The sequence below is a fragment of the Streptomyces aculeolatus genome (assembly GCF_020400605.1).
GTDB classification, from domain to species: domain Bacteria; phylum Actinomycetota; class Actinomycetes; order Streptomycetales; family Streptomycetaceae; genus Streptomyces; species Streptomyces aculeolatus.
The window spans coordinates 238,653-257,886 of sequence record NZ_JAINRD010000009.1; the positions used below are offsets into that span (position 1 = coordinate 238,653).

Here is a 19,234-nt window from a genome sequence, read left to right on the forward strand (position 1 = left end):
CGACCGGAGCGTTAAGCGGAAAATCGTAAGAAAAGCGGCAAGCTGGTGCCCGTTCGTGCTCCGACCGTACGAAGGGGGCGCCCGTGCACCGGCGTCGCACCCGGCTCACCGCAGCCGCCGGCACCGCCGCCGCGCTCACCGCCGCGGCGCTGCTCGCCGCCGGCTGCACGGCCGCCGAGCAGTCCGCCGCCCCCGCCGCGGCCGGACCCCGGCCCGGCGCCCGCCCGTTCACGCTGCTGGCGACGGGCGACGTCATCCCGTACCCGTCGATCATGACGCAGGCGGCCGACGACGCCGGGGGAGAGGACTACGACTTCCGCCCCATGTTCGCCGCCGTGGCGCCCACCGTCGCCGCCGCGGACATCGCCCTGTGCCATCTGGAGACCCCGCTCGGGCCGCAGTCGGGCCCGTTCACCGGCTACCCGTCGTTCCAGTCCCCGCCCGGTCTCGCCGCCGCCCTGCGCGACGTCGGCTACGACGGCTGCTCCACCGCCTCCAACCACGCGCTCGACTCCGGCACCGACGGCGTACGCCGCACCCTGGACGCCCTCGACGGCGCCGGCCTGCACTACGCCGGCACCGCCCGCACCCGCGCCGAGTCCGGCCGCCCCGCCGTGCTGCGGGCCGGCGGCGCCCGGGTCGCCCACCTCTCGTACACCTACGGCAGCAACGCCGCCGTCCCCGCCGACGCGCCCTGGTCCCTGGACCTCCTCGACCCCCGCCGCGTCGTCGCCGACGCCCGCGCCGCCCGCCGCGGCGGGGCCGACGTGGTCGTCGTCAGCCTGCACTGGGGCACCGAGTGGCAGCAGGAGCCGGACGCCGGCCAGCGGCGCCTGGCCGACCGGCTGACGCGCTCGCGGAGCGGGGACCGCAAGGACATCGACCTGATCGTCGGCACCCACAACCACGTGCCGCAGCCGTACGAGAAGGTCAACGGCACCTGGGTCGTCTACGGCCTCGGCGACCAGGTCGCCAGCTTCATCCCGTCGATGTACCGCGGGAACGAGGGCTCCGCCGCCCGCTTCACCTTCACCCCCGCCCGCGACGGCTGGCGGGTGACCCGCGCGGAGTTCCTGGCCCAGCACGCGGAGACCGGCCCGCCGTTCCGGGTGGTGCCGGCGACACCGGAGACGTACCCGGACGTCCACGCCCGGGTGCGCGCCGCGGTCCTCAGCCGCGGCGCGGCGGCGGACGGCCTGAAGGAGGCGTCGTACTGACGCCCGGCGTTGCCGGGCGCCGGGGCGGCGGCCCGGACGGGGTCAGTGGCTGGTCTCGCCGGCTTCCGGATCCAGCGCGCCGGACGCGACCAGCGCGAAGATGAGGATGCCGAGCAGCACCCGGTAGATCACGAAGGGCGCGAAGCTGCGGGTGGTGATGAATTTCATAAACCACGCGATTACGGCATATCCGACAAGGAAGGCGATGACGGTCGCCGCGATGGTGCCGCCCCAGTTCATGTGCGTCGCCCCGGGCACCTTCCGCAGCTCGAACAGCCCGGAGGCGAGCACCGCGGGGATGGCCAGCAGGAACGAGTACCGGGCCGCGGCCTCGCGGTTGTAGTTCAGGAACAGGCCGCCGGTGATCGTCGCGCCCGAGCGGGAGACGCCCGGTACGAGCGCGAGTGCCTGGGCGAAGCCGAAGAGCAGCCCGTCGCGGGTGTTGAGGTCCGTCAGCTCCTTGCGCTGCACGGCCGCGCGGTGCCGGCCGCCACCGGTGGAGGCGCGCCAGTCGGCGAAGCCGAGGAGCAGGCCCATCACGATCAGCGTGGTGGCGATCAGCCGCAGGTCGCGGAACGGGCCCTCGATCGACTCCTGGAACGTCAGCCCCAGCACGCCGATCGGGATCGAGCCGACGATGACCAGCCAGCCCATCTTGGCGTCGTGGTCGGAGCGCATCGCCTTGTTCGTCAGCGAGCGGAACCAGGCGGAGACGATCCGCGCGATGTCCTTGCGGAAGTAGATCAGCACGGCGGTCTCCGTGCCGATCTGGGTGATCGCGGTGAAGGCCGCGCCCGGGTCCTCCCAGCCGGCGAAGGCCGCCGTGAGCCGGAGGTGGGCGCTGGAGGAGATCGGCAGAAATTCCGTCAGCCCCTGGACGAGTCCGAGGATGACTGCTTCGAACCAGCTCATACGGGGCTGCACATGTCCTTGAGTTCGCTGACGGGTTGCAGGAGATGTTAAGGCCCCGACATGAGGCGCGTGGCCCCAGGGTCGGCTGCGGACACACCCGCGCGGCCGGCGGCGGACTCTTCCGAGGCCCCGGCGGAAGAGATCACTCCGCCCGGCGTGCCCGGACGCCCGGAGCGCCGCCTGCGGCGCACGGCGACCGCGGCGCCGCCCGCCATGCTGGCGACGATGAAGCCGAGGGCGGCGAGGAAGACGGGGGAGAGCGGGTCGGAGGCCCGGCTGCCGGCGATCACGTACGCGGCGGTGTTCGGCACGCAGCCCACGGCGGTCGCCACCAGGAACGGCGTCCAGTTCATCCGGGAGACCGCGGCGGCGTAGTTCACGCCCGCGAACGGCACACCGGGGAAGGTGCGCAGCACCAGCATCGAGCGGAAGCTGTGCCGGCTGAGCTGCCGGTCGGCCGCCGTCAGCAGCCGCCCGCGCAGCAGCGGACGCAGCGCGTCCTGGCCGAGGAGCCTGCCTATCCCGAACGCGACGCCCGCGCCGAGCACCGTGCCCGACACCGACCCGGCCAGGCCCGCCTGGGCGCCGAAGAGTGTGCCGGAGGCGAGGTTGAGCAGCGGCCGCGGCACGAGGGCCGCGGTGCACAGCCCGTACGCGATGGCGAAGACCAGCACCGCGGACAGGCCGGTGAACTGCGGCGGGAGGCCGTCGGTCAGCAGCCGGTGCGGCCGCCACACGATCACCGCGACCGCCGCGCCGGCCAGGAGCGCGAGGAGCAGCGCGAGCCGCGAGCGCGGGGACAGCAGAGCCCGGCCGCAGCGGACGGCGCGGCCGACGACGGGCGCCTCGGCGGTTTCGGGCACGGTTGGAGCCTAACCGACGGAGCCGCAGCCGCACCGTGACGTCCCCCTCAACTCCGGCCGCCACGATGGCGCTCACGGCCCGCCGCGGCTTCGCGGGCGGCCGAAAACCATTCGACGGGCAGCGGGTCGTTACCCGATCATGGGGGCATGTTCCGGTACGCCTTCCTCGCGCACACGTCCGCAGCCGCGGACGCGCTGAAGGCTGTGCCGGCAGCACTCGCAGCAGTGCCGGCAGCCGCAGCCGACGGCGCCCGAATCCGCCCCTTCCCGTGATCGCTCCAGCGGACCCCAGCGGGGGAGGGCCGGCCCGGCCCGGGGTCCGCGCAGCCACTGCGATCCGCGAGGAAGAACCATGCCCAAGCAGGCGTACGTGCGCACGAAGCCGCACGTCAACATCGGCACGATGGGCCACGTCGACCACGGCAAGACCACGCTGACGGCCGCGATCACCAAGGTGCTCAGCGACCGCGGCACCGGCACCTTCGTCCCGTTCGAGCGCATCGACCGGGCGCCGGAGGAGGCGGTGCGCGGCATCACCATCAACATCGCGCACGTCGAGTACGAGACGGCGACCCGCCACTACGCGCACGTCGACATGCCCGGCCACGCCGACTTCGTGAAGAACATGGTCACGGGCGCGGCCCAGCTCGACGGCGCGATCCTGGTGATCTCCGCGGTCGAGGGCGTCATGCCGCAGACCGCGGAGCACGTGCTGCTCGCCCGGCAGGTGGGCGTACGGCACGTGGTCGTCGCGCTCAACAAGGCCGACGCCGGCGACCCGGAGCTGACCGACCTCGTCGAGCTGGAGGTCCGCGAGCTGCTGGCCAAGCACGGCTACCCGGGCGAGGAGGTGCCCGTGGTCCGGGTCTCCGGGCTGCGCGCGCTCGCCGGCGACCCGGCGTGGACCGAGGCGATCGTGGACCTGCTCGACGCGGTGGACACCTATGTGCCCATGCCCGAGCGGCACTTGGACGCGCCGTTCCTGCTGCCGGTGGAGAACGTGCTCACCATCACCGGCCGCGGGACGGTCGTCACCGGCGCCGTCGAGCGCGGCACGGTGCGCGTCGGGGACCGGGTGCAGGTGCTCGGAGCGGAGGTGGAGACGGTCGTCACCGGCCTGGAGACCTTCGGCAAGCCGATGGACTCCGCGCAGGCCGGCGACAACGTCGCGCTGCTGCTGCGCGGCGTCGCGCGCGACGCGGTGCGCCGCGGGCACGTCGTCGCCGCGCCGGGCAGCGTCGTGCCGCGGCGGCGGTTCACCGCCGAGGTGTACGTGCTGTCCACGGCCGAGGGCGGCCGGCGCACGGCCGTGTCGACCGGTTACCGGCCACAGTTCTACATCAGGACCGCGGACGTCATCGGCGACGTCGACCTCGGCGAGACCGCCGTCGCCCGGCCCGGCGACACCGTCGCCATGACGGTCGAGCTGGGCCGCGAGGTGCCGCTCGAAGCGGGGCTCGGCTTCGCGATCCGCGAGGGCGGGCGCACCGTCGGCGCGGGCACCGTCACCGGCCTGGGCTGAGCCCGGAACGGGCCGGTCCGGTACGCCGCCGCCCGCCTTCCGTACCCGCGTATCCGCGTATCCGGGTACGGAAGGCGGGCCTCCTCCGCCACAATGGCCGGTGTGGAGGAGCCCGTCCCCGTCGTCGCCGCCGTGGACGGCGGCACCGCGAGGCTGCTGCCGGACATCGACCGCCCGCGCGCGTACCTGCTCACGGTCGAGGGCGCCCCGCAGTCGTACGTCGACCTCGACGACGCCACGTACCTGGAGTTCGAGTACGCGCGCCGGCTCGCGCACCTCGTCGACCTCGGCTTCCCGCCCGGCCGGCCGCTGGACGCCGTGCACCTGGGCGGCGGCGCGCTGACCCTGCCCCGGTACGTGGCGGCGACCCGCCCCGGCTCCAGGCAGGAGGTCGCCGAGTCCGACCGCGGGGTGATCGCCCTGGTCGCCGAGCACCTGCCGCTGCCGCCGGACTCCGGCATCGCGGTACGGGCCCTCGACGCCCGGGCCGCGCTGGAGCGGCGCCCGCCGGCGAGCTGCGACCTGGTCGTCGCCGATGTCTACGGCGGCGCCCGGGTGCCCGCGCACGTCGCGTCGCTGGAGTTCGTCGGCGCCGCCGCCCGTGCGCTGCGCCCCGGTGGGCTGTACGTCGCGAACCTCGCCGACAGCGCCCCGTTCCGCTTCCTCGGCTCCCAACTGGCCACCGCCGCGGCCGTCTTCCCGGAACTGTGCCTGATCGCCGAGCCCGCGGTGCTGCGGGGCCGCCGCTTCGGCAACATCCTGGTGGTGGCGGCGAACCGCGCCGCGGACGCCGGCCCGCGGCTGCCGCTCACGGAGCTGGCCCGGCGCACGGCGGGCGACCCGTTCCCCGCCCGCGTCGAGTACGGGCCGGCGCTGCGGCGGCTGACGGCCGGTGCTCAGCCCGTCGGGGACGCCGACGCCGTGCCCTCGCCCGAGCCGCCGGACGGCGCCTTCACGATCGGCTGAGCCGCCTCCGCGGCACCGCCGGTGTCCGCGGCACCGCCCGTCCCGGCGGGCCCGGCCGCCGCGTGCTCCGTACGCCGCCGCAACTGCCGTACGTCCGGCACGCACAGCACCGCCGCGGTCAGCACGACGACCAGCGCCGCGCAGCCCCACAGCGCCGCCGACCTGCCCACCAGGTCCTGCATCGGCCCGGCGAGCGCGGTGGTCACCGGGATCAGCGCGATCGAGCCCAGCCAGTCGTACGACGAGACGCGCGAGAGCTTGTCCTCGGGGATCTCCTGGTGGAGCGCCATCATCCACGCCACCGCGAAGACCTCGATGCAGGCGCCGGAGACGAACATCACCCCCGCGAGCCCCGCCACCGGCAGCGGCACCGCCAGCGCCGCGGGCGGCAGCGCGAGCGGGAAGACGCTCAGCACCCCGGCGAGCAGCACCCGCCGCGGCTTCCAGCGCGTCATCACCAGCGCCCCCGCCAGCGTCCCGGCCGCGAAGGCGCCCATCGCCAGGCCCCACGGCCCCGCGCCGCCCAGGTGCTCGCGGGCCACCAGCGGCCCGTACACCGCCTCCGCCGCGGCCACCACGGCGTTGACGACCGCGAACTGCAGCACGATCGACCACAGCCAGGGCCGCCCGGTCACCTCCCGCCAGCCGACCTTCAGGTCGGCGAGGATGCCGTCGCCGGGCTCCCGGTCGGGGATGCCGCTGACGTCGAGGAACGTCCGCAGCGCCGCGGCGACGGCGAACGCGCCGGCGTCCACGGCCAGTACCCACCCCGGCCCCACGCCCGCCACCATGGCGCCGCCGAGCGCGGCCCCGCCGATGCCGGCGCCGTTGATGCCGACGCGGAACAGCGCGAAGGCGCGGCCGGCCTGCTCGCCGGTGACCGACGAGAGCACCATGCCCTCGGCGGCCGGCGCGAAGAACGCGTGCCCCGTACCGCCGATGGCGGACAGCAGCACCATCTGCCACAGCTGCGCCTCGCCGGTGATCACCAGCGCCGCGAAGATGCCCTGCGAGGTGCAGTTGACGGTGTTCGCGACGACCATCACGCGGTGCCGCGGGATCCGGTCGGCGACCGCACCACCGACGAGGATGAAGACGATGAGCGCCGTCGTCCGCGCCGCGGCCACCAGGCCGACGTCGGTGGCGGACCCGCCGGCTTCGAGCACCGCGAACGCCGAGGCGATGAGCGCGCCGGAGGCGCCGAGGTTGGTGATCACCGCGGCCAGGGACAGCAGCGTGTAGTTGCGCCCCGCCCAGCGGCGGGGCGCGGTTCCGGCGGCTGCGGGGTCCCGGGCGGGCTCCGGCGGGGACTCGGCGTCGGGGGCGGGGGGACGGGTCACCCGCGGACTATGCCGGGTCCGCCGCCCCGCTGCCAAGTGGAATTCCGGCGCTCAGCCCTCCAGCGGGCGCAGGCTGTCCATGATCTTGGCGATGGTGCCGTTCGGCACCTCGTCCTCCACGCCGGTGTCGGTGTACAGGACCCAGGTGGCGAACTCGCCCTTGACGTCGGTGTAGGTGAACGCGACGATCTTGCCGTCGGCCGAGCACTTGGTCTCGCGCGGCACGTCGGTGACCGTCGCGGTGGCCATGTGCCCCTTCAGCCCGTGCTTGCTGCTGAACGGCACCGGCTCGGTCTCCTTGACCGTCGCCTTCTTGCTGGTGTTGAAGGCGGCGTCTGCCCAGGCGCCGGCCTCGTTCGCGACGGCTTCCTTGGTGTTCTTCGCGCCGATCCCGCCTTTGGTGCCGGCGCCGGCGCGGCTGGCGTACTTGCAGATGCCGTCCTTGTAGAGCGCGGCGCCCGTCATCGACACCAGCGGGCCGGAGTCGTCCTCGAAGCCGATGGTCATGGTCGGGGACTGCACCTCCCACTCCGGCGGCACGTCGTAGACGTTGTGGCGCTTGGCGTTGTGGACGGCCTTCCAGCCGGAGACGACGGGTTCGATCTTCTGGTCTTCTGCGGCGCCCCGCGGGTTCTCCGGGTCGTCCTGCAGCACGGGCTTGCCGGACGGCGACGGCGGGGCCGAGGCGGAGGGCGAACCCCCGCCGCCGGCGGGGCTCGCGCTGCCACCGCCGCCGTCGTCGTCCTCGTCGAGGAGCACCACGCCCGTCACGGCCGCCGCGGCGATCACGGCGACGGCGCCGATTATCGCGACGGCGACGCGGGGCGTCGTCCCGCTCTTCGCGGGGACCGGCGCACCGGGCTGCGCGGGCTGCCCCCACTGCTCCTGCTGCTGGAACTGCTGCCGTCCGTCGTAGCCCTGCGGGCCGTGCGGGGCGGGCTGTTGCTGGTACGGGTTCGGCTGCTGCTGGTGCTGCTCGCCCCCGGGCTGCTGTCCTGGCCACATGCGGAACAACATAGCTGGCGAGAGGGAGTGGTCACACTTATTACCCATTGGTAACGTGGGCGTATGTCAGACACCATGCCGCCGCTGGGCGAGCTTCTCCAGGCTTCGGTCCCCATGGTCCGCACGCTCGGCCTCGTCTACGACGAGATCACGCCGGAGGCCGCCACCCTCCGCCTCCCCGACAAGCCGGAGTACCGGAACCACGTGGGCGGCCCGCACGCAGGCGCGATGTTCACCCTCGCCGAGTCGGCGACCGGCGCCGTCGTGCTCGCCGCGTTCGGCGACCAGATGGAGCGGGCCGTGCCGCTCCCGGTACGGGCCGAGATCGACTTCCTGAAGGTCGCCCGGGGCGACGTCACCGCCAAGGCGCGACTCGGCAGGCCCGTTGCCGACGTCGTGGCCGAACTCGACGCCGGCAAGCGGCCGGAGTTTCCGGTCGAGGTGGACATCGTCCGCGGGGACGGCGCGGTCAGCGGGCGGATGACGGTGCTGTGGACGCTGCGTCCCAACGACTGAGGTCCCGGGCCGCTCCCGGTCCGCGAGCCCCCGTCCCGGGCGTCCCCGGCTCAGGCGCCGGAGCCGCCCAAGGACTCGCGGTGCACCTGCGCGAGGGCCACGTATCCGGCGCCGTTGAGGCGGATGTGCTCGCGCTCCTCGTCCGTCAGCGGCCGCTTGACCTTCGCCGGCACCCCGGCCACCAGGGAGCCCGGCGGCACCTGCATGCCCTGCGGCACCAGCGCCTGCGCGGCCACCAGCGAACCGGCGCCGATCACGGCCCCGTTGAGCACGGTCGCGCCCATGCCGACGAGCACGTCGTCGCCCACGGTGCAGCCGTGCACCACGGCGTTGTGGCCGACGGTCACGCGCTCGCCGATGACGACCGGGAAGCCGGGGTCGGAGTGGACGGTGCAGTTGTCCTGCACGTTGCTGCCCGCGCCCAGCGAGATCGACTCGCAGTCGCCGCGCAGCACGGCGTGGTACCAGACGCCGGAGTCCGCGCCGAGGGTCACGTCGCCGACCACCACCGCCGTCGGGGCCACGTACGCCTTCGGATCCACCGCGGGCTCGCGCCCGCCCACCGCCGCGATCAGCGGCTCCGGCCGTCCTGACATGTCGTCCGCTCCCGGTGTTCGCGGCGGCCCGCGCCGCCCGCCGTCGTACGTCCTGGTGAGCCGCGGGCGGCCCATCGCCGTCCGGGGCCGCGGCCGCGCTCGGTCAGAGCGTAGGCGAGATGCGGGAGGGGTACGGTGACCGGGTGCCGAACCAGCAGCGCAACTCCGTGACGAGCCGGCTGCTCTCGCGCGCCGTGCACCGGGGCTGGCGGTGGGTGCGGAGCACGGGGGCGGTGAGCGCCGGGCGCCCGGGCCCGTACCGCTTCCGCGGGATCGGCGAGGGCACGGTCCTGCCCTTCCCCCAGGGCACGATCTTCGGCGAGGACCGGATCGAGTTGGGCGCGCACTGCATCATCGGCGAGCAGGTGACGCTCACCGTCGGCCTCGCGCCCGGCGCCCCGCTCGGACCGGACGTGGCCCTGCGGCTCGGCGACGGCGTGGTGCTGGGCCGCGGCAGCCATGTCATCGCCGACCTGCCCGTGACCCTCGGCGACAAGGTGTACTGCGGGCCGTACGTGTACATCACCTCGATAAACCACAGCTACGACGACCCGCACGAGCCGGTCGGCGAGCAGTGGCCGCGCTCGGCGCCGGTGGAGATCGGTTCGGGAAGCTGGCTGGGCGTGGGAGCCGTGATCCTGCCCGGCGCCCGGCTCGGCCGCAACGTGGTCGTCGCCGCCGGCTCCGTGGTGCGCGGCGAGGTGCCGGACCACGCGGTCGTCGCCGGCGCGCCCGCCCGGATCGTACGCCGCTGGAAACCCGAGTCCGGCTGGCACCCGCCGCTGCGCCCGGCACCGCCCGGCACACTGGAGGCGGCGACATGACCGCGACCGGCCCGACCGCGAGGAGGGGCGCCGCTTGATCACGAACCGCACGCTGCGCATCGTCCTGGCCGTCGTGCTGTCCCTGCACGCCTTCGGGCTGCTGCTCTACACGATCCGCAACCACTTCTGAGCCGCACCCGGTGCCGCGGCCGGCGTCATCCCGACGCCAGCAGCACCGTCCCCGCCAGCGCCAGACCCGCGCCCGCGGCCTGTATCCCGCGCAGCTTCTCCCGCAGCACGCCCCGGGCCGCGAGCGCCGTGACCACCGGATACAGCGAGGACAGCACCGCCGCCAGGGTCATCGGGCCGTGCTGCGCGGCTATCGCGTACGTCCCGTTGGCGGCGACGTCCGCCAGGCCCACGAACACCAGCCCCGGCGCCGCCGCCCGTATCGTGCCCCAGCCGCCCTCCGGCAGGGCCGCGCCGCCCCGGCGCACCGCCGCGTAGAGCGCGGCGCCGCCCACCGCCACGTTCACCGCGCGCTGCACGAACAGCGCGAGGAACAGCCCCGTGACCGTCGTGGACGCCTCGGCGATGAAGGCGAAGACCGCGCCGAAGCCAGCCGCCGCGCCCAGCGTCAGCATCAGCGTCCGCCGCGCCACCGGCGCGCCGCGCACCGGCCCGGACGCCAGCACCACACCCGTCAGCGCGACGACCCCGCCCGCGTACTGCACGGGGCCCGGCCGCTCCCCGTACGCCGCGAGGCCCACGCCGAACGGGACCAGCACGGCCAGCGAGGCGAGCGGGGAGACCACGCCCATCGGGCCGCGGGCCAGCGCGCTGTAGAAGCAGATCATCGCGACCGGCCCGGCGACGCCGGCCGCGACCGCGAACCACAGCAGCGGGCCTGCCTCGCTCCAGGCGCCGGTGGCCACCACCACCGCGCCCAGCACCACCGTCGCCGCGATCTGCGAGAGCACGACCACGGTGAGCGCGGGCGTGCGCCGGCTCAGCACCCCGCCGCCGAAGTCGGCCAGCCCGTAGAGGATGCTGGTGGCCAGGGCGAATACTGCGGTCACGACGAAGCCCCCCGAGTACAATGTGATGAACGCTGTGGTTCCCCGCAGTGTAGTTCAGTGTACTGGACGACCGCATCACAATATTGGACGGAGTTGGACGGAGCCTTGGCGGATTTCGACGTCCTCACGCACGCGCTCGCCCGCAACCTCAAGCACTGGCGCAACGAGCGCGGCTTCACCCTGGACTCGCTGGCGGGCCGCTCCGGCGTCAGCCGCGGGATGATCATCCAGATAGAGCAGGCGCGTACGAATCCCAGCGTCGGCACCACGGTCAAGCTCGCCGACGCCCTCGGCATCAGCATCACGACGCTGCTCGACTACGAGCACGGCCCCGAGGTGCAGCTCGTGCCGCCGCACCGGGCCGTGCGGATGTGGACGACGAAGCGGGGCAGCGCCAGCCGGCTGCTCGTCGGCACGCAGAGCCCCGGCCCGTTCGAGATGTGGTCCTGGCGGCTCATGCCCGGCGACGGCAGCAGCTCCGACCCGCATCCCTCGGGCACCACCGAACTGCTGCACGTCACCGCCGGCGAGCTGACGCTCCACGTCGCCGGCACGGCGCACGCGGTGCCCGCGGGCACGTCCGCCAGCTTCGAGGCGAGCGCCCCGCACGCGTACCGCAACGAGGGCGAGGAGCCCGTGGAGCTGGTCATGGCCGTCGCGGTACCGCCTCCGCGCTGAGGCGGGTTAGGGTCGCGCACATGCGCGCACCCATCGGAGAATTCGACGACGCCGCCCCCGCCACCCAACGCCTCGACCTGCTCGCGGACCCCGTGGCCGCGGCCCTGCGCGCCTGGCACGGCGCCGTCCCCGCGGCCGAGCTGGTGCACGTCGACTCCGACCCCGAGGTCGCCGACACCGCCGTCTTCTGCGAGACGTACGGTCAGGACCTGCTGGAGCGCTCCGCCAACTGCGTCGTCGTCGCCGGCAAGCGCGGAGGCGACGTCACCCTCGCCGCCTGCGTCGTGCTTTCCACCACCCGCGTCGACGTCAACGGCACCGTCCGGCGCCATCTCGGGGTACGCAAGGCGTCGTTCGCGCCCAGCGGCACCGCGACCGACGAGACCGGCATGGAGTACGGCGGCATCACCCCGATCGGGCTGCCGGAGGGCTGGCCGGTGCTCGTGGACGCCCGGGTCGCGGACGCGCCGCACCTGGTCGTCGGCAGCGGCAGGCGGCGCGGAAAGCTCATCGTGCCCGGCAAGGCGCTGGCCGAACTGCCCGGCGCCGTGGTCCTCGACGGCCTCGGTACCTGACCGTCCGCGGGCCCTCCGCTCAGTCGTCGAGCAGCGGGATCTCGATGGCGGGGCAGCGGTTCATCACCATGTCGAGACCGGCCGCGCGCACCCGTTCGTACGCGCCCTCGTCGATCACGTCGAGCTGGAACCAGACCGCCTTCGCGCCGTTCGCGACCGCCTCGTCGGCGACGCCGCCGGCCAGGTCGCTGTTGACGAAGACGTCGACGACATCGACGGGGAACGGGATGTCCGCGAGCGACGCGTAACCCTGCTCGCCGTGCACCGTCTCCGCCTTGGGGTGCACGGGCACGATCCGCTTGCCGTACCGCTGGAGCACCCGCGCCACGCCGTAGGCCGCGCGCGCGGAGTTGTTGGACAGGCCGACCACCGCCCAGGTGTCGCCCGTCCCGGTCAGAATCCTGCGGATGGTCTCCTGGTCTGCGTACATGCCCGCTACAACGCCGCCGCCCGTGCCCCGATTCCCCGGGCGGCCGGGTGGCCGGGCGGCCGCGCGCGAGCGCGCGGCTAGGGTGGCGGGATGCGCGAGGGGTATCTGACCGTCGCCCGCGAGGGCGTGCACGAGACCGAGGTGAACCGCTCCCGGTTCGTCTGCACCCTCGCCCCCGCCGCCACCGAGGAGGAGGCGCAGGCCGTCCTCGCCCGGGTGCGCGCCGCCTACCCCGACGCCACGCACCACTGCTACGCGTACGTCGTCGGCGCCGACGCCGGCGTGCAGAAGTCCGGCGACGACGGCGAGCCCGGCGGCACCGCCGGGCTGCCCATGCTGCAACTGCTGCTCCGCCGCGAGCTGCGCTACGTCGTCGCCGTCGTCGCCCGCTACTTCGGCGGCGCCAAGCTCGGCGCCGGCGGGCTCATCCGCGCCTACGGCGGCGCGGTCGGCGCCGCCGTGGACGCCGTCGGCACGGTGACGCGGCTGCGGATGCGGCTGGTCACCGTCACCGTCGACCACGGACGGGCCGGCAGGGTGCTCGGCCACCTGCACGCCGCCGGGCGCGACGTACGCGGCGTGGCGTACGGCGAGAACGCCGAGATCGAGGTCGCCGTGCCCGCCGCCGAGCTGGACGCCTTCGGCTCCTGGCTGGCCGACGCCACCGCCGGCGGCGCCGAACTCCGGCCCGGCGACGAGGTGTACGGCACCGGGTGAGGCGGCCGGGGCCGCCCGGGCTGTCGTACCCCGCCGCTACAGTCGGGCCCCATGCGCTTCCTGCACACGTCGGACTGGCACCTGGGCCGCTCGTTCCACCGGGTGGGCCTGCTCGACGCCCAAGCCGCGTTCCTCGACCACCTCGTCGCCGTGGTGGCCGAGCGCGGTGTCGAGGCCGTGTTCGTCGCCGGGGACGTCTACGACCGCGCGGTGCCCCCGCTGGCCGCCGTGGAGCTGTTCGACCGGACGCTGCACCGGCTGGGGGCGCTCGGCGTGCCCGTCGTCATGATCTCCGGGAACCACGACTCGGCACGCCGGCTGGGCGTCGGCGCCGGGCTGCTGGACCGCGCGGGCGTCCACCTGCGCACCGACCCGGCGGGCGCCGGCGAGCCCGTCATGCTGCGGGACGCCGCCGGCGACGTCGCGTGCTACGGGCTGCCGTACCTCGAACCGGCGCTGGTGCGCGAGGAGTTCGCCACCCCCGGCGGCGGCCACACGGCGGTGCTCTCGGCCGCCATGGACCGGGTGCGCGCCGACCTCGCCACCCGCCCGGCCGGCACCCGCTCCGTCGTCCTCGCGCACGCCTTCGTCACCGGCGGCCAGGCCTCCGACAGCGAGCGGGACATCACCGTCGGCGGCGTCGCCTCCGTGCCCGCCGCGGTCTTCGCCGGCGTCGACTACGTCGCACTGGGCCACCTGCACGGCTGCCAGACCCTCGCCGAGCGCGTGCGCTACTCGGGCTCCCCCCTGGCGTACTCCTTCTCCGAGGCCGCCCACCGCAAGTCGACGTGGCTGGTGGACCTCGACGCCGCCGGGGACATCACCGCGGAGCGCGTCGACGCACCCGTGCCCCGGCCGCTGGCGCGGCTGCACGGCGCTCTCGCGGACCTGCTCGCCGACCGGGCCCTGACGCCGCTGGAGGGCGCCTGGGTCGAGGCCACGCTCACCGACGCCGCCCGCCCGCACGAGCCCATGGCCCGCCTCGCGGAGCGCTTCCCGCACGTCGTCAGCCTCGTCTTCGCGCCCGTGCCCGCGGCGGGCGCCGACGCCGCCGCGTCGTACGCCGACCGGCTCAGGGGCCGCGACGACCGGCAGATCGCCGAGGACTTCGTGGCGCACGTCAGACCGGGAGCGGCGGCCACGGCGGACGAACGGGCCGTGCTGCACGCCGCGTTCGACGCGGTGCGCGCCGCGGGCGCGCGTGAGGAGACCGCCCGGTGAGGCTCCACCGGCTCGCCGTCGCCGCCTTCGGCCCCTTCGCCGGCACACAGGAAGTCGACTTCGACGCCCTGTCCGGCGCCGGCATCTTCCTGCTCCAGGGCGCCACCGGCGCCGGCAAGACCTCCGTCCTGGACGCCGTCTGCTACGCGCTGTACGGCGGTGTGCCCGGCGTGCGCCAGGGCGGCACCCTGCGCAGCCACCACGCCGAGCCGCACACCCCCACCGAGGTCGCGCTCGACTTCACCGTCGCCGGCCGCCGGCTGGAGATCACCCGCAGGCCCTCCCAGCCCCGCCCCAAGCGCAACGGCACCGGCGTCACCACGGAGCGGGCCACCAGCCTGCTGCGCGAGCGCGACCCCGCGGCCGGCGCGTGGCGCGGCCTCAGCCGCTCGCACCAGGAGATCGGCGAGGAGATCGGCGGCCTGCTGGGCATGACCCGCGAGCAGTTCTGCCAGGTCGTGCTGCTCCCGCAGGGGGACTTCGCGCGCTTCCTGCGCGCCGACGCCGAGGCCCGCGCCAAGCTCCTCGGCCGCCTCTTCGACACCGGCCGCTTCGCCGCCGTCGAGGACCACCTCGCCGAGCTGCGCCGCCGCTCCCAGGAGGCCGTACGCGACGGGGACGAGCAGCTGCTGCACCTCGCCCACCGCATCCGGCAGGCCGGCGGCCCGGCCGTCGCCGAGGACCCGGACGGCTGGTCGCCCGAGGCCGCGAAGCCGGGCGAGGCCGACCTCGCCGACGGCGTCCTCGGCTACGCCGCGGTGGCCCGGGCCGCCGCCCGTGAGCTGGCGGACGCCGCGGACCTGCGGCTGCGCACCGCGGAGTCCGCCCACGCGGCGGCGGACGACAGCCTCCAGGACGTACGCGAACTCGCCCGGCTGCAACGGCTGCACACCGGGGCGCGGCAGCGGCAGCAGGTGCTGGCCGAACGGCAGCAGGAGTACGAGGTGCTCGGCCGGACGCTGCGCAGCGCCCGCGCCGCCGCCCCCGTGGCGCCCGCACTGGAGCTGCGCGACCGGACCGCCGCCGCGGCCCGCCACGCCGCCGCGGCCGAGGAGGCGGCCCGCGCCGCGCTGCCCGGCACCGTCGCCGGCGGCGGCCCCGGGCAGCTCGACGCGCACGAGGCCCGCACCCGGCAGGAGCTGGGCGCCCTGGACGCCGCCCGCGCCGCCGAGGCGCGCAGCGCCGGGATCGCCCGCGAACTCGCCGCGCTGGACGCGGAGTCCCGCGCCGACGAGGACGTGCTGCGCGAGGCCGCCGCCTGGCTCGACGACTGGGACGCCCTCCGCGGCGGCCTCCAGCGCCGCGTCGACGAGGCCCAGGGCGCGGCCACGCGCGCGGAGCAGCTCGCCGCGGAGCACGACGGAGCGCGCCGGCGCCTCGACGCGGCCGAGCGGCGCGACGGGTTGGACGGCCGGGTCACCGGGGCCCGGCAGGCGCACCTCGACGCCGGCGAGCGAGCCGGCCGGGCGCACGAGGCCTGGCTGCGGCTGAAGGAGCGGCGGCTCGACGGCATGGCGGCCGAGCTGGCCGCCCGGCTGGCCGACGGCGAGCCGTGTCCGGTCTGCGGCTCCGCCGCCCACCCCGCCCCCGCCACCGCCGACGGCGCACACGTCGGCGAGAGCGAGGAGAACGAGGCCATGGCCGCGTACCGGGCCGCCGAGCGCGTACGCGAAGAGGCCGCCCTGCGGCTCGACTCGCTGCGCCAGGCCCGCGACGCCGCCGCCGAGGCGGCGGGCGGGGAGAGCCGGGACGCACTGGCCGAGGCCGCCGAGCGGCTGGCCGGGGAGCTGGGGCGGGCCCGGGAGCTGGCCGCCGGCGCCCTCGCCGTACGCGAGCAGCTGGACCTCGCACACGAGGAGCACACCCGCCGCGTACGCGGCCGGCAGCAGGCCGAGAGCCGCGCCGCCGCCCGCGCCTCCCGGGCCGACGCGCTCACCGCGGAGCGGGCGGCCCGCGACGCCGAGGTGCGCGCAGCCCGCGGCGGCGCCGCCGGCGTCGAGGAGCGCGCGGCCCAACTGGCGTCGCTGGCCGGCCGGCTCGGCGCCGCCGCCCGCGCCGCCCGCGAGGCCGCTGCCGCCGCGGACCGCAGCAAGGACGCCGACGCGCGCGTCGCGGACGCCGCCTACCGGGCCGGCTTCGAGACCCCCGAGGAGGCCGCCGCCGCGCTGCTCGACCCGGCGGCGCTGCGGGACGCCGAAACGCGGCTGGAGGCGTGGCAGGCCGAGGCGGCGGCCGTCGCCGAGGCCCTGGCCGAGCCGCGCGCGGCCGACGCCGCCGCGCGCCCGCCGGCCGACGTCGCCGCCGCCGAGGAGGCGGTCGCCGCCGCCGGCCGGCGGCTGCGGGAGGCGTCGACCGCGCGCGACACGGCGCGCAAGCGCTGCGACGACCTCGGCGGACTCTCCGCCGACGCCGGGGAACGGGTGCGCCGGCTGGCCCCGTTGCGCACGGAGCACCACCGGGTGGCCCGGCTCGCCTCGCTCACGGCCGGCACGTCCGCGGACAACGAGCGGAAGATGCGGCTGGAGTCGTACGTGCTGGCCGCCCGGCTGGAACAGGTCGCCGCCGCCGCGACGGCCCGGCTGGCGCGGATGTCGTCCGGCCGGTTCACGCTGGTGCACTCCGACGAGCGCGCGAACGGCCGGGGTCGCCACGGCCTCGGGCTGCACGTCGTGGACGCCTGGACCGGCACCGAGCGCGACACCGCCACCCTCTCCGGCGGCGAGTCGTTCTTCGCCTCCCTCGCCCTGGCCCTCGGCCTGTCCGACGTGGTGGCGGAGGAGGCCGGGGGCGTCCGGCTCGACACGCTCTTCATCGACGAGGGCTTCGGCAGCCTGGACGAACAGACGCTGGACGAGGTGCTGGACGTGCTCGACGCGCTGCGCGAGCGGGACCGCACGGTGGGCATCGTCAGCCACGTGCCGGAGCTGCGCCGGCGGATCCCGGCGCAGCTGGAGGTCGTCAAGGGCCGCTCCGGCTCGTACGTGCGGCACCGCACGGCCGCCGACGGCTGACCGGCGACCGGGGCCGGCCGGCCAGCCCGGCCCGTACGTCCGGCGGGCCACGGGCGACGCGCACGGCCGCGGCCCCCGCGCGGGGCCGCGGCCGTCACGTCACACCGGGCTCACACCCGGCTCACAGCGCCGACAGCTCGGCCTCCAGGTCGTCCAGCCCGAGGGAGCCCTGCGACAGCGCGGCCATGTGCCACGCCTTGGCGTCGAAGTCCGCGCCGCGCGCCTTGCGCGCTGCGTCCCGGCCGCGCAGCCAGGCCCGTTCGCCGATCTTGTAGCCGATCGCCTGCCCCGGCATCGACAGGTAGCGCGTCAGCTCGCTCTCCACGAAGTCCGCGGGCCGCCCGCTGTGCATCCCGAAGAACTCCTGCGCCAGTGCCGGCGTCCACCGCTCGCCCGGGTGGAAGGGGGAGTGGTCCGGGATCGTCAGCTCCAGGTGCATGCCGATGTCGACGATCACGCGGGCGGCCCGCATCATCTGCGCGTCCAGATAGCCGAGCCGCCGCTCCGCGTCGGTGAGGAAGCCCAGCTCGTCCATCAGCCGCTCCGCGTACAGCGCCCAGCCCTCGCAGTTGGCGCTGACCCAGCCGAGGGTCGACTGGTAGCGGGAGAGCTGGTCCTTGACGTACACCCACTGCGCGAGCTGCAGGTGGTGGCCGGGCACGCCCTCGTGGTACCAGGTGGAGACCAGGTCGTAGACCGGGAAGCGGGTCTCGCCCATCGTCGGCAGCCAGGTGCGCCCGGGGCGGGAGAAGTCCTCGGCGGGCGGCGTGTAGTACGGGGCGGCGGCGCCGCCGGGCGGGGCGATCCGGGACTCCACCCGGCGCACCGGCTCGGCCAGGTCGAAGTGCGTGCCGTCGAGCGCCGAGATGGCCTCGTCCATGATGCCCTGCAGCCAGTCGCGGACGGCGTCCTCGCCCTCGATGTGGGCGCCGTGCTCGTCCAGGTGCTTCAGCGCCTCCCAGGGGGTGGCGGCACCGGGCAGGATCTTCGCGGCCTCGGTCCTCATCTCGCCGATCAGCCGGTGGTACTCCGACCAGCCGTAGGCGTACGCCTCGTCCAGGTCGAGGTCCGCGCCGTTGAAGAAGCGCGACCAGCGGGCGTAGCGCTCGCGCCCGACGACGTCGGGGGTGCCGGACGCGGCGGGCACGTACACGTCGCGCATCCAGTCCCGCAGGGCGCCCAGCGCGGCGGTCGCCTCGCCCGCCGCCGAGTCCAGCTCCCCGCGCAGCGACTCGGGGCCGGTGGCGGCCAGCTCGCCGAACCAGCCGCCGTTTCCGTTGCCCGACCACTCGGTGAGCTGCCCGACGAACGTCCCGGCCGCCCGCGGCCCGCCGAACAACCCCTTGCCCACGCCCTCGGCGAGCGACTGCCGGTAGCCGTCGACCGCCGCGGGGACGGCGCGCAGCCGGGCCGCGATGTCCGACCAGTCGTCCTCGCTCCCGGTCGGCATCAGCGTGAAGCACTCGCGCAGCAGGTGCGCGGGGGAGTGGATGTTGCTGACGATCCGCAGGCCCTCCTCGGCGTCGTGGACGGCGAGTTCCGCGCTCAGCCGCTCCCGCAGGAGCCGTCCGCAGCGCCTCTCCGCGTCGCTGTCCGCGCCGGGCTGCCGCTCGGCCTCGTCGAGGGCCGCAAGGGTGGCGCGGCCCAGCTCGGCGACGGCCTGTTGGCCGTCGGGGGAGAAGTCGGGGAGGGTGCGGGAGCTCTCCGGCACGCCGAGCATGGTGCCGCTGATGGGGTCGAGGTCGATCAGGTCGTCGACGTAGGCGTCCGCCACCTGCCGGGGCAGTCGCTGGTTCGTGGAGTCGGGCATGCGGGCCATCCT

General features: G+C 75.4%; 18 protein-coding genes. 10 read left to right on the forward strand and 8 right to left on the reverse strand.

Going from position 1 to position 19,234, the window contains the following annotated elements; genetic code table 11:
- Positions 1–83 precede the first annotated feature (83 nt).
- Positions 84–1,217 (forward strand): CapA family protein, encoded by a 1,134-nt coding sequence (locus LG396_RS18105; protein WP_225795519.1) that lies wholly within the window; start codon positions 84–86, stop codon positions 1,215–1,217.
- 42 nt (positions 1,218–1,259) lie between these two features.
- Here the strand turns inward: LG396_RS18105 and LG396_RS18110 are convergent, their stop codons facing one another.
- Together LG396_RS18110 and LG396_RS18115 are read right to left on the reverse strand one after the other, a co-directional pair.
- Positions 1,260–2,129: an undecaprenyl-diphosphate phosphatase gene (locus LG396_RS18110; protein ID WP_037741402.1), complete on the reverse strand. Its 870-nt coding sequence runs from the start codon at positions 2,127–2,129 to the stop codon at positions 1,260–1,262.
- Positions 2,130–2,176: 47 nt separating this feature from the next.
- A complete protein-coding gene (locus tag LG396_RS18115; RefSeq protein ID WP_225795520.1) occupies positions 2,177–2,992 on the reverse strand; it encodes a TVP38/TMEM64 family protein in 816 nt (271 codons plus the stop codon).
- 352 nt (positions 2,993–3,344) lie between these two features.
- Between LG396_RS18115 and tuf the strand changes: the two genes are divergently transcribed.
- Positions 3,345–4,514: an elongation factor Tu gene (gene tuf, locus LG396_RS18120; RefSeq protein ID WP_225795521.1), complete on the forward strand. Its 1,170-nt coding sequence runs from the start codon at positions 3,345–3,347 to the stop codon at positions 4,512–4,514.
- A gap of 102 nt (positions 4,515–4,616) precedes the next feature.
- The gene (locus LG396_RS18125; RefSeq protein ID WP_100303289.1) at positions 4,617–5,480 is read left to right on the forward strand and encodes a spermidine synthase; all 864 of its coding nucleotides are present in this window, start codon (positions 4,617–4,619) and stop codon (positions 5,478–5,480) included.
- Here the strand turns inward: LG396_RS18125 and LG396_RS18130 are convergent.
- Together LG396_RS18130 and LG396_RS18135 are read right to left on the reverse strand one after the other, a co-directional pair.
- Positions 5,411–6,820, reverse strand: a complete 1,410-nt coding sequence (locus LG396_RS18130; RefSeq protein WP_225795522.1) for an MFS transporter — start codon at positions 6,818–6,820, stop codon at positions 5,411–5,413. The two genes, LG396_RS18125 and LG396_RS18130, sit on opposite strands and share 70 nt — an antisense overlap.
- Before the next feature lie 51 nt (positions 6,821–6,871).
- Entirely contained in the window at positions 6,872–7,825 is a 954-nt protein-coding gene (locus LG396_RS18135) for a DUF8017 domain-containing protein (RefSeq protein ID WP_225795523.1), read from the reverse strand.
- 63 nt (positions 7,826–7,888) lie between these two features.
- Here LG396_RS18135 and LG396_RS18140 point away from each other — a divergent pair, with 63 nt between their 5' ends.
- Positions 7,889–8,341, forward strand: coding sequence for a DUF4442 domain-containing protein (locus tag LG396_RS18140; protein WP_018837815.1), 453 nt, complete (start codon positions 7,889–7,891; stop codon positions 8,339–8,341).
- Between the two features lie 50 nt (positions 8,342–8,391).
- Here the strand turns inward: LG396_RS18140 and LG396_RS18145 are convergent, their stop codons facing one another.
- On the reverse strand, positions 8,392–8,937 hold the full coding sequence (locus tag LG396_RS18145) for a gamma carbonic anhydrase family protein (RefSeq protein ID WP_145897907.1): 546 nt from the start codon (positions 8,935–8,937) through the stop codon (positions 8,392–8,394).
- Positions 8,938–9,056: 119 nt separating this feature from the next.
- Here LG396_RS18145 and LG396_RS18150 point away from each other — a divergent pair, with 119 nt between their 5' ends.
- Positions 9,057–9,761 carry an acyltransferase gene (locus LG396_RS18150; RefSeq protein WP_037741389.1) on the forward strand — a complete coding sequence of 235 codons (705 nt, stop codon included), beginning with the start codon at positions 9,057–9,059 and terminating at the stop codon, positions 9,759–9,761.
- 155 nt (positions 9,762–9,916) lie between these two features.
- Here the strand turns inward: LG396_RS18150 and LG396_RS18155 are convergent, their stop codons facing one another.
- Positions 9,917–10,780: a DMT family transporter gene (locus LG396_RS18155; RefSeq protein WP_225795524.1), complete on the reverse strand. Its 864-nt coding sequence runs from the start codon at positions 10,778–10,780 to the stop codon at positions 9,917–9,919.
- 105 nt (positions 10,781–10,885) lie between these two features.
- Between LG396_RS18155 and LG396_RS18160 the strand changes: the two genes are divergently transcribed.
- Complete coding sequence (locus LG396_RS18160; protein WP_018837810.1) at positions 10,886–11,458, forward strand: helix-turn-helix domain-containing protein; 573 nt, start codon at positions 10,886–10,888, stop codon at positions 11,456–11,458.
- Between the two features lie 20 nt (positions 11,459–11,478).
- On the forward strand, positions 11,479–12,033 hold the full coding sequence (locus LG396_RS18165; RefSeq protein ID WP_037741383.1) for a YbaK/EbsC family protein: 555 nt from the start codon (positions 11,479–11,481) through the stop codon (positions 12,031–12,033).
- Positions 12,034–12,052: 19 nt separating this feature from the next.
- Here LG396_RS18165 and LG396_RS18170 read toward each other — a convergent pair whose 3' ends face one another.
- Positions 12,053–12,463 carry a CoA-binding protein gene (locus LG396_RS18170; RefSeq protein WP_037741380.1) on the reverse strand — a complete coding sequence of 137 codons (411 nt, stop codon included), beginning with the start codon at positions 12,461–12,463 and terminating at the stop codon, positions 12,053–12,055.
- Positions 12,464–12,553: 90 nt separating this feature from the next.
- Here LG396_RS18170 and LG396_RS18175 point away from each other — a divergent pair, with 90 nt between their 5' ends.
- Genes LG396_RS18175 through LG396_RS18185 form a run of 3 tightly spaced genes read left to right on the forward strand, consistent with a single transcriptional unit; the run spans position 12,554 to position 17,412 of the window.
- Positions 12,554–13,180 carry a YigZ family protein gene (locus LG396_RS18175; RefSeq protein WP_225795525.1) on the forward strand — a complete coding sequence of 209 codons (627 nt, stop codon included), beginning with the start codon at positions 12,554–12,556 and terminating at the stop codon, positions 13,178–13,180.
- 51 nt (positions 13,181–13,231) lie between these two features.
- The gene (locus tag LG396_RS18180) at positions 13,232–14,401 is read left to right on the forward strand and encodes an exonuclease SbcCD subunit D (RefSeq protein WP_225795526.1); all 1,170 of its coding nucleotides are present in this window, start codon (positions 13,232–13,234) and stop codon (positions 14,399–14,401) included.
- Positions 14,398–17,412 carry an AAA family ATPase gene (locus LG396_RS18185; protein ID WP_225795527.1) on the forward strand — a complete coding sequence of 1,005 codons (3,015 nt, stop codon included), beginning with the start codon at positions 14,398–14,400 and terminating at the stop codon, positions 17,410–17,412. Before LG396_RS18180 ends, LG396_RS18185 begins: the two co-directional genes overlap by 4 nt.
- A gap of 121 nt (positions 17,413–17,533) precedes the next feature.
- Here the strand turns inward: LG396_RS18185 and LG396_RS18190 are convergent, their stop codons facing one another.
- Positions 17,534–19,222 (reverse strand): DUF885 domain-containing protein, encoded by a 1,689-nt coding sequence (locus tag LG396_RS18190; protein WP_225795528.1) that lies wholly within the window; start codon positions 19,220–19,222, stop codon positions 17,534–17,536.
- Between the last annotated feature and the right edge of the window lie 12 nt (positions 19,223–19,234).